We start from the raw sequence: 12328 nt of genomic DNA, 5'->3' as shown, positions 1-12328 counted from the left end.
GTGGTTACCCTGGAACGGTGTCTGCAGGTCCCGACTCCCCCACCCGCACGAGCCCCGCGATCACCGGCTTCGAGCGCACGTTCGCCGATGAACTGTCGCCGCTGACCGTGGCGTGGAAGGGCGCCGACGTGCCCGATCCGCGGCTGCTGGTGCTGAACGAGGAATTGGCCGAGACCTTGGGGTTGGACGCGGCAGCGCTGCGTGCAGAAGACGGCATCGCACTCCTGTCGGGTGCGGCGGCTCCAGCGGGCGCCGATCCGGTGGCCACTGCTTACTCGGGCCACCAGTTCGGCAACTACGCGCCGCTGCTCGGTGACGGTCGTGCGTTGCTTCTCGGTGAACTTGTCGACATGAACGGTCATCGAGTCGACGTGCAGCTCAAGGGTTCTGGTCCGACACCGTTCTCGCGTGGCGGTGATGGTTTCGCAGTGGTCGGTCCGATGCTTCGCGAGTACCTGGTGAGCGAGGCGATGCATGCGTTGGGTATCCCCACGACCCGTTCGCTCGCGGTCGTCGCGACCGGACGAGACGTCCGCCGCGAGCGCCTCGAACCCGGCGCCGTCCTCACCCGAGTGGCTGCCAGCCACCTTCGCGTGGGAACCTTCGAGCTCGCGGCCCGCAACACCGAGCTGGTCCAGCCATTGTCCGACTACGCGATCAGTCGCCACTACCCGGATCTCGCCGGGCTCGCACCCAACGGAAGTCGCAACCGATACCTCGCGTTCTTCGAGGCGGTGCTCGAGCGGCAGGCGGCACTCGTCGCCGACTGGATGCTGGTCGGGTTCGTCCATGGCGTCATGAACACCGACAACACCACCATCTCCGGTGAAACCATCGACTATGGTCCGTGCGCCTTCCTCGACGCGTTCGACCCGGCCGCGGTCTTCAGCTCCATCGATCATGGTGGGCGCTACGCCTTCGCCAATCAGTCCGACGTGCTGAAGTGGAACCTGGCGCGTCTCGCCGAAACGCTACTCCCGCTGGTCGGTCCGACGGCGGACGAGGCGATCGCCGTGATGACCGCGGCACTGTCCACTTTCGACACCCGGTACCAGCAGCACTTCCTCGCCGGGATGGCGAGGAAGATCGGGCTGACCGACACCTTCGGCGAGCCAGAACTCGTCGACGACCTGGTGACCCTGATGGCCGCTCACCGTGCCGACTGGACGGGAACCTTCCGGGCACTCGCGGCCGAGCTCCGCGGCGACCCGACAGCGCTGGCCGACGCCATCCCCCGAGAGCACACCGACCCCTGGCTGCGCCGCTGGCATGGAACTCTCGATCGCCTCGGGCGCGATCCAGCTCAAACAGCCGCGGCGATGGATCGCGTCAATCCGCTCTACATCCCGCGTAACCACCAAGTGGATTTCGCCTTGCGTGCCGCCACCGACGGCGACCTGACGCCGTACGAGCGCTTGATGGACGCTGTCACGCATCCGTACGAGCCGCGCAGCGAGTGGGCGCACTTCGGTGCGCCCGCCCCGGCGTCCTTCAATGACAGTTTCCAGACCTTCTGCGGGACCTGACGTGGTACGCGAACCGAGTATTTGGCTCGGCACGGCCGGCTAGCTGCTGCCGGCGCTACCCGTGGAAAGGAGCGCGAGTAGCAGATCATAGGCGCCGATGTGAAGGTCTCTGATCGCCTCAACAATAGCGATAAGCATGGGATGCCTTTCTGAACAATGAGCGATTGCGCGTGCATCACCGGCAGCCTGCGATTCTCCAAAGGATTGCCCGGGAACATCTTTGAGCAACCGACGGAGCACTGTCGGTGGAGATGTCCTCGTGCAATCCGGAGCTGAAACCCCCGATGACTCACAACTACCACAGTGACGTGGGCGTGACTGTGGATCGAAGGGATTGACCGAGATCCATCGAACTGCCGATTGCGGATCAGCGACTGACATCGTCGTAGCAGGATGGTCCGAAGTCGTGGACGTCAGACCACGTGCCGACAGTTCGATGTGCGAAGCGCCCATCGACGTGGCCCGTCGTGATGTTCGACCCCGGCGTCCGGCTCTCCTACCAATCCGGCACAGTGTCGTTGTGGGTTCCGCAGGCATCGATTCGTTCACGGTCGTTTCGTTCAACGTCAACGGGATCCGGGCGGCGCGTCGTCGTGGCTTCGATCGCTGGCTGACGGAGCGGTCCGCCGATATCGTCGCGATTCAGGAGTTGCGTTGTCCTGCGGGTGAGCTCGGTGACTTTCCGGGTTACTCGGTGGCGGCAGACGTCGGATCGGTGGCCGGTCGCAACGGTGTTGCCGTGCTCACACGACTGCCTCCCGTGGCTGTGCGCACGTGGGTGACGCACCCACCGCGAGCACGCGGGCTCCGCGAGTTTGCCACTCACGGCCGCTACCTCGAGGTCGACCTCGCCGACAGACCCGTGACCGTCGCCTGCCTCTACCTGCCCAAGGGCGGATTACCCGCGGAGCGTCAACGTCGGGGAACAATGCGAGATCAGCCGGACGGCGGCGCAAAGTACGAGCGCAAACAGCGATTCCTCACGTCCTTCGCCCGCGAACTCAATCGGAACCGTGTCGCGGCCCTACGCGCTGGGCGTGAATTCCTCCTCGCCGGCGACCTCAACATCGCCCACACACAGCACGACGTGACGAACTGGCGCGCCGCCCGCACCATGGACGGATTCCTCCCCGAAGACCGCGACTGGTTCGATGCGATCCTCGGTCGGCGACGGCTCATCGACGTCGTGAGGCGGGTGCACGGAGATCATGCCGGGCCGCTGACATGGTGGAGCTGGGCGGGACAGTCGTTCACCAAGGATGTGGGTTGGCGCGTGGACCACCAACTCGCGACACCCGATCTCGCGCGCCGCGCGATCGAGGTCGTGGTGGACAAGGAACCGTCGCCGGCCGACCGTCTGTCCGATCATGCCCCGCTGGTGGTGACCTACCGGGAATGCGCAGCGGGTGGGTCCGGGCCCTGATCGATCGCCGCGCACAGGCGGCTCACCTCATCGGATCGGGCACTAGCTGCGCCATCGCAGACGTGACCACCACGACCGCCGCGTCGTGTCTCGGTCACCGAGGAACTCGCGTGCGCGATCGGGAAACTCCGATTCGATAGCGGCGACAACCTGTCGCACACTCGGATTGACCATGGCAACCGACCCGACAAACACTGTCGGCACCGTCTCGTCGCCGCCGGTGACGTTGCGGACGCGTGCGGCGGCGTTCTCGTCGTCCCAGATGTTGAGTTCAGTGGTCGAGATGTTGTGCCGGCGCAGACCTCTGCGCAGTCGCGCACAGAAGGCGCAACCAGGGCGCCACAACACCTCGACGCCGTCGACATGATCAGTGGCGCGCATCAGTCGTCCTTCCTCATCGTCGACTCCTTGCCCGCGGTCTGCAGGAAAATCTCACTGTGGCCTCGACACGAACTCGACCTTTCAATTCTCGCACGACGGGGCGAAGTGAACCCGATTGTGAGGTGAAAACCTCTGTGTCGTAGTCTCTTCACCCGTGACTTCTCTCGCTGCCGATGCTGTCATGACCGACGTCACTCCGGTGAAATGCGTGTGGTGCTCGTCCGACCAGGACGTCGCGGAGTTCCGCAACGAACCGCGGTGCGGGCGCTGCCGCGCCGCGGAACAGGCGATCTCGGAGGCACGCGAATTCGTCGGCTTCTATGGTCTGCGACCTCTGGGTGGGTCCGTGGAGTCCGACGACGACGAAGAGCGCGAGCATCGTGTCGCGGCGCGCGAGGCGTCGGCGGAACTCACCCGCATCCGCACACACAGGCCGCCGCGCCGTACATCGCGGTCCGGACAGCGTGCCCCCGCCGCCCGACCCGCGTCCACCGCCGCGAAAGCCGAGGCCAAGGCGGCTGCCGGCAAGACGCAGACTGCCAGGTCGGGAGCGGCTCGCCCCGCAGACGTCTCCCGCCCCGACCACGACGAGCTCGCGAGCCGGGCGCAGCGCCTGCTGGCGCAGCTCACAGACATCGAGGAACGCCTCGCGGTCGCACAGAAGGAATCCGGTCTCAGCGGCAAGGCCAAAGTGTCCGATCTGACCGCGAAACGTGAATCCGTGCTGCGGACGCTCGCCGCGTTGGAGAAGGCCAAGCGTGCACTTGCGCCGGCCTGAGGTCGCGTCGCGGTAGCACTGTCACCCGGAGTAACTCAGAGCACGAGGCACGAGCTGCCGAGATCGAGGCCCTGACGCACGTCCACGGTCAGGAACTCGCTGTGACCTGAACCCTCCTGATACGCACGCAACTGGTGTTCGCCCGTACTGGTCGGCGTCCACTCAACCGTGGCAGCGAGTACGCGGGCTGTCGCGCTGCCGATCAAGCTCGTCTCATCGTAAAAGTGCACCATGACGGGCGAGGCAGTATCCACCTGCGCGGTGAGTGTGTACGTGCAGTTGGTGCCGAAGGTTCCTTCGGGTCCGGGGGCAGCAGCAAGACTGGTTGTGGCCGCACCCGCCGACGCCGGGTTGACGGCGCCGATGATGCAGGCGGCGGCAAGCGCCGTCGCAACCATGACGAGACGATGAAGGTGCCACGGCATCATGTGCTTTCCCTCTCCTCGATGACTTCCCGGACCTGGGTGTCCGCCGGTGAACACGTCATAGTCCAAAGCAGACACTGCCGAGGTTCAGCCCTTGGGTCACCTGCACCGGAAGCGGCAATCCCGGTACACCGCTCTGGAAAGCGTTGAGGATGTGTGTACCTGGGTCTGCGGGGTCCAGTCGATTGTTGCCACTCCGTCGCGCGGCGTGACACCGCCGGAGCCGATCAGATCGCCGTCATCGTAGAAATAGACATCGGCCTCGTCGGTGGAGGTCAGCGCAGTCAGTTCGTAGCTGCAACTGGTGCCGAAGCTGCCGCCCGGCGACGAGAGGATGGAGAAGTTGGTCACCGCTGCGGTTGCGGTTCCTGCGCCATGGTGACCGCGGCGAGGACTATGGCGGCGGCAAGCGCCGACGCCGTTGCGACGACTGTATTTCGACGACGTGCTCTGGCTCTGAACATGAACTCTCCCGACCGAATCGTCTCCGGCGAGTGCGAAGTCTCCGTCGACCGACACCGTCCCAAGCGCAGACGGCGCAACAGACCGAGTAGCGGTGCACACAAATTCGTGTGCCGGTCCAACCCGCCAAAGCAGCTGTGCATCTGTCGACTCGAACGCTAGACGAATCTCGCGTGCAGCGCAGGACGTATGACCGTCTCCGGCTCGATCAGCACGTCGAGTGGGGCGGAGTCGGGCGACCGGCGTAGTGGAGTTCGATTCCGCAGCAATGGTATTCATTCGTTGCAGAGTCTCTCGGGTGGGAATGACCGATTCATTGGTCTGAATGACTGCGTGCACTCTCCATCAACGGGTCTCTGGCCCGATGTGGTTGTGCGACAACAGTTCGCTGACGAAGGTGCCGGAGGCGCTACCGCGGATCGCGCCTTCTCAACCAGGCCGGTCAGTACCTGTACGGGTGGTGGCGCCGCTGCCGCCGAGTCGATCGTCGAGCTGAGCCAACGCTGCGCGCGCATTCTCGAGTTCGTCGTTGAGCTCCTCGATTCGTTTCTGCGCCGCCGCGCGTGCCGACTCGATCACGCCATCCACCGCCGCGATCGCGGTGGTGTCGCCGAGCTCGCGCATGGCGCGAGCCACCCGATCGGCCGTCACCTCGGTGGCCTTGCCCGACCTCTTGGTGCCGTGCATCACCGATACCTTCCAGGTGGTCGCATCTACCGACGTCACGGTGACGCTGACGGCTGCTGTTCCCGGCTTGCCACGTCGCGTCGTCTTCGCGGCTGCGGGCGGCGCCGGCTGGCGGGGCATTTTCGGAGGCGCCGACTCTGACTGCTTCACCGCGCCCGGTGGGCGTCGTGGTGACTTCGCTGGTGGTGCAGTTGTGGGGCCCGATGACGACGCGCGGGTCCGCGGTGCGGTGGCAGATACTGCCGCGGCTCGAGTCCGATGCAGTTCGTCGGCTTCGAACGGCAACTGATCATCCACGCCCTTCGGGCTCGCGATTACCGTGGTCCCGTCGATGGACACCACCCTCGCCGATACTCCGGCCTCGAGACCGAGGGCAGGCATCGGGTCGCGGAGGTAGACAGTCACCCGCTTGCCCGCGGCGAGACCCGCGGACAGCGATTCGAGGTCGTCGGCGGTCAGTCCGGTTTTGCTGCGCGAAGTCACCACACCATGTTCGCACACGTGTGCGAACATGGTGGCCGGGACGTCGACGGCTGTGCCGAGACCACTCACCTCAGGTATTCGGCGAACCAGTCCTGCAAGCGCTGCCACGCGTCGGCCGCGGCGGTCGGGTCGTAGCGCTGTCCGGTGTCATTGAAGAACGCGTGGTCGGCGTCGGGTTCCACCACCAGTTCGTTGACCATTCCGGCCTGTTCGAGGGCCTGCTGGGCGGTGGCCTGGGTGGCGTTGACCCTGGCGTCGTTCGCGCCGTAGAAGCCGAGCACCGCAGCCTGCCGCGACCCTGCGAAGTCGGGGTTGTCGGGAGCGGGCCCGTAGAACGGTACGGCCGCGGCGATGCGCGGCTCGCCGGCCGCGAGCAACTGCCAGGTCAACCCGCCGCCGAAGCAGAAGCCGACGACGGCGAGCGGTGCTTCCCGTAACCGCTGCGCGATCTCGTCGAGGCCCGACCGGACGTCGGCGATCAACCTGTCGGGTGACGCATTGCCCAGTGCTGCGGTGGCCGCCGCCGGGTCGTCGAACGACGCGGTGCCGCCTTCCTCGGACAGCAGGTCCACAGCCAGAGCTGAATAGCCGATGCCGGCGATCCGACCGACGACGGAACGAGTCCAGTCGTTGAGCCCCTTGTTCTCGTGGATGACCAGCACACCGCCCTGCGGGTCCGCGGCGTCGGCCCACGCGCCCTGCAGTTCGCCGCGCGGCCCCGCCCAGGTGATCGCTTCGGTGGACACGGCGGTGTCCATGCCCGGAGCGTCGGAGTCGGGACCAGCGGTAGATGGCTTGGCTGTGGCCGCGCTACTCGTGGCCGCGGTTTCGTCGTCACCTCCCCCACACGCGGTGAGCAAGGACGACGCGCCGATCGCAGACATTCCGAGCAGACCCAAGCGACGTAGCGCTTCACGCCGGGACATCAACCCGTCGGCGTGATCGGTCGCGATCTCTTCCGCAATGTAGCGCTGCAGCGGCGTCACGGTGCCGATTATGCGCCGTTGTGCCGCGGATCGGGGCTGAATGCGGCCGGATCACCTGTGTGGGCTGTCGGTTTGGCCGACACGAGCGCTGAGCCGGTCGAGGCCTTCGCGGATGAGTCTTCCGTAGCCGTCGTCGGGCAGGCGGTCGGCCAGGGTACGCCCGGCCGCCGCGTGCTCGCGCGCCAACGCCACCCGGCCCTGCCGGAGGTACCCGTCCCCCAGGTTCAGGTGAAGGCTCGGTGCCATCCCGCGGGCGTCGTCGATCCCGACCGGCGCGAGTTCCGCATCGTGGATCCGTGCGTACGCGTCCAATGCCCTTTGGTCCCACAGTACTTCGTCGGCGAGGTCGGATTGAAGGTCAGCGAGATAGTGCGCGATCACGCACCGCTGCCCAGCTTCGGACTCCCCGGTGGCAGACCAGCAGGCCAGGAGTTCGGCACGACCCCGTTCTCGCTCGCCTCGCAGCGCGATGCCGACAGCTGTGGTGATCGCCTCCCATGTGGTCATGGGCCTGACGCTACGACACGCCACCGACAGGGGGTCTTCCCGAGTTGGTGCCGCATAATGCGCGGCGTAGCCGATCAGGGCATCTCGACGGTCTGAGACCGTCGTATCTCGTCCACGGCGCGCACCAGATAGGGCTGATGATCCAGTGCGGCTTCCGCCGCCAGATCGACGATCACCAGGATCGCTGCGCTGTGGAGCCGTGCCGGCGGGATGTCACTTGTCGCTCCATCGCTGTCGGGACTGTCGGTCACGCCCAGGCTGCCGGTGAGGACAACCACCACCGCCGAGGGATCGACGGGCGCATCCCACGCGCCGGCGCCGTCGATCGTGTGAGTCAGTACCCCAGCGAGGTCGTCCCCGGAGAGTCCGTCCGGGAACCGTGTCTCGAGCAACTCACGCACCATGTGGGCATGGACCTCGCGCGCCTCGGGATGAATTTCGAGCTGTTGGATAGCCTCGCCGAATGCGTCGAGGTCGTGTGTGCGGGCCGCGCGAATGCCCCGACCGCTGGCCTCGGCGATGGTCCGAGCCTTCAGCGGCCATTCGGCCGCCGACTGATTGTTGGCCACAGCTTCTCTCCTGTCTGAGCGTCCGGGTATCGATATCCGCTTGCTCACGGTGTCGTCGCCGAGCCGGCCATACGAGGTGACGCGGAGTCTCGTGACCGATCGTAGTGATGTCTTACTGACTGTTCGGCAAGCCGGGCCCGGCGATGAACCCGCATCGGCGTTTCACGCGAATGCATGCGAGTAGGCCCAACTCGCCCCGCGCTCGGCCGATCGCCGCCAAGCCCAGGAGTGCCGTCCCGGGCGCGTCCGGTCGGATGAGCGACATTGCCGCCGCGTGACCGGAGTGCCACCGCGTGACCGGCACAGACTCGCTGTCTAGTGGACGTCGGCGCGTGCCGGGACGGCCGCGAGTACATCGGGCTCGTGGGCGCTCCGATGCACCCCATCGAGCGACGGAACGCGCGCCAGCCACGACGGCCAATACCAGTTGTAGCGACCCAGGATCTCCATCGTCGCGGGTACCAACAGCATCCGTACCACCGTCGCGTCGATGAACACAGCGGTCGCCAGCCCCAGTCCCATCGCCTTGAGGCCGCGGTCGTCGAAGAAGACGAAGCTCGCGAACACGCACACCATGATGGCGGCGGCCGCGGTGATCACCCGCGCGGTCTTCGCCAGCCCCTCGGTGACTGAGCCCGTCGCATCGCCGGTTGCCAGGTACCGCTCGCGGATTCGCGAGACGAGGAACACCTCGTAGTCCATTGCGAGACCGAAGGCGACCGCGAACAGCACGATCGGTACCCAGGCCTCGGTGGGCCCGACCTTGCCGACCCCGATGAGTTCCATCCCCCAGCCCCACTGGAACACCGCGACGATCACACCGAACGCGGCGCCCAGCGACAGCAGGTTCATCACGATGGCCTTCGTCGGAATGACGATGGAGCGAAACGCCAACGCCAACAGCACGAACGAACAGATCAACACCACCGCGATCATGAGTGGCAGTCGGCTGAGCGTGAGTTCGGCGAAGTCGTTGCCGCCCACCGCCACCCCGGTGAGCTCCACCGGCAGCCCCGACTGTGGGACCACCGTGTCGCGGATGTGGTGTATCAGGTCGAGTGTGGCCAACTCCTGGGGTCCGGTGGTCGGCGTAACCGTGAGCATCGTGACGGGGTTGCCGTCGACTCGTCCCAGCGGGATCGGCGGACTGACCGCTGCCACGCCGCTCGTGCTCTCGAGGCTTGCGGCGAGTGTCTGGACCCGCTCGGTATCAGCAGCGCCATCGGGTAGCTCGGTGACCAGGAACAGTGGACCGTTGGCTCCGTCACCGAAGCCACGCGCGAGGTCGTCGTAGGCGATGCGGGTGGTGTCCTCGGCCGGCCGGTTGCCGGCATCGCCGAATCCGAGACGGAGATCGAGCACCGGTATGGACAACACGATCAGAATGGCCAGTGCCACCAGCACCCCGCCCCACGGGTGTCGTTGCACGGTCTGGCTCCACCGCAGGGCGAGCGCACCGTCGGTGCCGGGTCGGGTCCGCAGTCCGGGTATGGCCAGCTTGTTGACTCGGGTGCCGATGATCGCCAACAGGGCCGGCAGCAGGGTGAGGGCGGCCAGCATCACGGCCAGCACACCGGCGCACCCCGCCAATGTCATCGTCGGCCCGATCACGCCGCCCTGCGTCAGCAAGCCGGCGATCGCAATCGTGACGGTCGCGCCGGCGAACGCCACCGAGCGTCCGGCGGTGTCCATCGCCGCGACCACCGCATCGGGAACCGAGGTACCGTCTGCCAGCGCGGCGCGGAAACGCGTCAGGATGAGCAGCGCGTAGTCGATACCCACGCCGATTCCGAGCATCACGGTCAGCGAGACCGCGAAGTTCGGGGTGTCCACCACGTTCTGCAGCAGCAGGAGCACCGACGCCCCGACCCCGACACCGAACAGCGCGGTCAGTAGCGGAAGTCCCGCCGCCACCAGTGTGCCGAAAGCGATGAGCAGGATGATCATCGCCAGGCCGATGCCGATGGCCTCGCCCATTCCCGCCGGAGCCTGCTCGGCGAACCAGTCGCCCGCGAAATTCACGCGCGTGTCGGGGACGTCGAATTGTGCGGCCGCATCCTTGATCTCGGCGACGAGATCCGCGCGCTCGCTGTCGGACCGCGCCGGCACGGTCACCGTGGTGTAGCCCACGGTTGCATCCGGCGAGATCGCGGTGTCGTTGGTGACTTCGGCCGCGTAGAGGTCAGCCATCCGGGTGTCGGGATCGATGGTGGTGATGAGGTCGCGCAGCGCATCGACCTCGGTGCGGACTATCGGATTTCGTACACCGCCGGGCATGGATGGGTCGGTGGCCACCACGACCCGCGCCTCGTCGGCCGCCGATCCCCCGGCCGCCGCGTTGAGGGTGGCGAGCGCCCTTCCGGATTCCGTGCGCTCGTCGTCGGCGAAGTTCGTGATCGAGTCACCGCCGAACATGCCCGCCAACACAACACAACTGACGAGCGCGACCGCCCATGCGGCCACCACCGACCAGCGATTGCGAACCGTCCATCCCGCCACCGATGTGAACATGAATCGATGGTGACGCAGCGGATCACCTCAGGGAATCAGGGAAACCACCCAATATGTCCCCCGGAATTCGTGGTCGGCCCCCGACTCGGCGAGCAGCTCGGCGTCGACAATGTCACAGCGAAACCCGTGGATAAAGCGCCGCCGGATACCTAGACTGAATGGTGCGGCAGGCGAAGGCTTGCCGCTGTGACACAGGAGTGTGAGTTGATGACCGCCGGCACCGCTGCGCAGTGCAGCGTTCCCTTCGTCCTCATTTCCCGGGCATTGTCCTGACGCACACCACGCAACCTGCTCGCTCCATCTGAGTTCGCCATGCGTGGTCACTGATTCAGGAGGCCCCTGTCTCAAAGGTCTCTCCTGTGTTTCACGAACCCGATTTTCAGCAACCCACACCCCACCTCATCCCCAGGCCCGAGCTGACTCCCGCAGCATTCGGTTGGGACACGCACCGCGAAGAGGCGTTCGTCGGCTACCGAGCCGACGGCCTCGTGCCGGGCCGGGTCGTGCGCGCCGAGCGTGGTCTCTGCGACGTCGTCGCCGAGACCGGTCCGGTGCGGGCGGCAACAAGCCTCGCCTCACATGCCGAGGATTCGTTGTCTCCGTGCACCGGTGACTGGGTGGCACTGCGACCCGCCACCGCGACCGACGCGGCAACCATTGTGACGGTCTTGCCACGCCGCACCGCTGTGGTTCGTGCCACCGCCTCCCGCACCTCACAAGGTCAGGTCCTTGCCGCCAACGTCGACACTGTGGCCGTGGTCGTCTCTCTCGCCGATCGGATCCGGCCCGGACGCATCGAGCGGTTGCTGGCGCTGGCCTGGGAGAGCGGCGCCACCCCGGTGGTGGTGTTGACCAAGGCCGACCGATGCGCCGACGTCCCGCAGGCGGTCGCGGAGGTGTCGAGTGTCGCGCCGGGCGTCCAGGTACTGGTCACCAGCGCGACCACCGGCGAGGGTATGGACACAGTGGTCGACGCACTGTCGGGCACGGTCGTTCTGCTCGGTCCGTCCGGCGTGGGCAAGTCCACTCTCGGCAATTGCCTGCTCGGCGAGGACCGGCTGGCGACCGGGGCCGTGCGCAGCAGTGACGGCAAGGGCCGCCACACCACCGCATGGCGGGAGTTGTTGCCGTTGCCCACCGGTGGCGTGCTACTGGACACGCCCGGTTTGCGTGGTGTCGGCGTACTGGAGGTCGACGAGGGACTCGATCAGACCTTCCCCGAGATCATCGAGTTGGCCGGTGACTGCCGATTCGGCGACTGCGCGCACACCGTTGAGCCGGGCTGTGCGGTCCTGGCGGCCGTCGAGTCCGGTGACCTCCCTCAGCGACGCCTCGACAACTACCGTCGGCTCTTGCGGGAGAACGCCTATGCCGCCTCCCGCACCGATGCGCGGCTTCGTGCCGAGCGGGAACGAGAGACCAAGAAAGAGATCGCCCGAATGCGTCGCGCCATCAACCGGTCGGGAAACCGCAAACGGTGACCGACGCCGCATAGCCGACGGTAGTGCCAGGCAGCGTTCGGGAGTCTGCGGAAAGCGCACGGTACAGACCGAACACGCGGCGACGTCGACGAGCCGATCCGGTGGGTTG

The 12328-nt window shown here is 66.5% G+C and carries 12 protein-coding genes; 4 read left to right on the top strand and 8 right to left on the bottom strand.

Annotation, left to right across the window (positions count from 1 at the left end; all coding sequences use genetic code 11):
• Nucleotides 1-17: 17 nt before the first annotated feature.
• The gene (locus NWF22_RS22950; protein WP_160902234.1) at nt 18-1526 is read left to right on the top strand and encodes a protein adenylyltransferase SelO; all 1509 of its coding nucleotides are present in this window, start codon (nt 18-20) and stop codon (nt 1524-1526) included.
• Nucleotides 1527-2046: 520 nt separating this feature from the next.
• Nucleotides 2047-2949 carry an exodeoxyribonuclease III gene (locus tag NWF22_RS22945; RefSeq protein WP_258321253.1) on the top strand — a complete coding sequence of 301 codons (903 nt, stop codon included), beginning with the start codon at nt 2047-2049 and terminating at the stop codon, nt 2947-2949.
• Between the two features lie 42 nt (nt 2950-2991).
• Here the strand turns inward: NWF22_RS22945 and NWF22_RS22940 are convergent, their stop codons facing one another.
• Nucleotides 2992-3330, bottom strand: a complete 339-nt coding sequence (locus tag NWF22_RS22940; RefSeq protein WP_160902235.1) for a glutaredoxin domain-containing protein — start codon at nt 3328-3330, stop codon at nt 2992-2994.
• A gap of 181 nt (nt 3331-3511) precedes the next feature.
• On the opposite strand from NWF22_RS22940, the gene NWF22_RS22935 reads away from it, so the two are divergent.
• Entirely contained in the window at nt 3512-4108 is a 597-nt protein-coding gene (locus NWF22_RS22935; RefSeq protein WP_160902764.1) for a hypothetical protein, read from the top strand.
• Between the two features lie 35 nt (nt 4109-4143).
• On the opposite strand, the gene NWF22_RS22930 is transcribed toward NWF22_RS22935, so the two are convergent.
• The 7 genes from NWF22_RS22930 to NWF22_RS22900 all read right to left on the bottom strand — a co-directional run bounded on the left by NWF22_RS22930 (nt 4144) and on the right by NWF22_RS22900 (nt 10738).
• The gene (locus NWF22_RS22930) at nt 4144-4536 is read right to left on the bottom strand and encodes a hypothetical protein (protein ID WP_160902236.1); all 393 of its coding nucleotides are present in this window, start codon (nt 4534-4536) and stop codon (nt 4144-4146) included.
• 96 nt (nt 4537-4632) lie between these two features.
• Nucleotides 4633-4884 (bottom strand): hypothetical protein, encoded by a 252-nt coding sequence (locus tag NWF22_RS22925; RefSeq protein WP_160902237.1) that lies wholly within the window; start codon nt 4882-4884, stop codon nt 4633-4635.
• A gap of 540 nt (nt 4885-5424) precedes the next feature.
• Complete coding sequence (locus tag NWF22_RS22920; protein WP_202398622.1) at nt 5425-6195, bottom strand: DUF6319 family protein; 771 nt, start codon at nt 6193-6195, stop codon at nt 5425-5427.
• Between the two features lie 35 nt (nt 6196-6230).
• Nucleotides 6231-7151, bottom strand: coding sequence for a dienelactone hydrolase family protein (locus tag NWF22_RS22915; RefSeq protein WP_160902238.1), 921 nt, complete (start codon nt 7149-7151; stop codon nt 6231-6233).
• A 51-nt stretch (nt 7152-7202) separates the two neighbouring features.
• On the bottom strand, nt 7203-7658 hold the full coding sequence (locus tag NWF22_RS22910; RefSeq protein WP_160902239.1) for a hypothetical protein: 456 nt from the start codon (nt 7656-7658) through the stop codon (nt 7203-7205).
• A 74-nt stretch (nt 7659-7732) separates the two neighbouring features.
• On the bottom strand, nt 7733-8227 hold the full coding sequence (locus NWF22_RS22905) for a hypothetical protein (RefSeq protein ID WP_160902240.1): 495 nt from the start codon (nt 8225-8227) through the stop codon (nt 7733-7735).
• A gap of 315 nt (nt 8228-8542) precedes the next feature.
• Nucleotides 8543-10738: an MMPL family transporter gene (locus NWF22_RS22900; RefSeq protein WP_160902241.1), complete on the bottom strand. Its 2196-nt coding sequence runs from the start codon at nt 10736-10738 to the stop codon at nt 8543-8545.
• 359 nt (nt 10739-11097) lie between these two features.
• Here NWF22_RS22900 and rsgA point away from each other — a divergent pair, with 359 nt between their 5' ends.
• Complete coding sequence (gene rsgA, locus NWF22_RS22895) at nt 11098-12219, top strand: ribosome small subunit-dependent GTPase A (protein WP_373691967.1); 1122 nt, start codon at nt 11098-11100, stop codon at nt 12217-12219.
• Nucleotides 12220-12328: the final 109 nt, after the last annotated feature.

Source organism: Gordonia mangrovi (assembly GCF_024734075.1).
Taxonomy (GTDB): domain Bacteria; phylum Actinomycetota; class Actinomycetes; order Mycobacteriales; family Mycobacteriaceae; genus Gordonia; species Gordonia mangrovi.
This window is presented reverse-complemented; position numbering and strand designations above follow the sequence as displayed.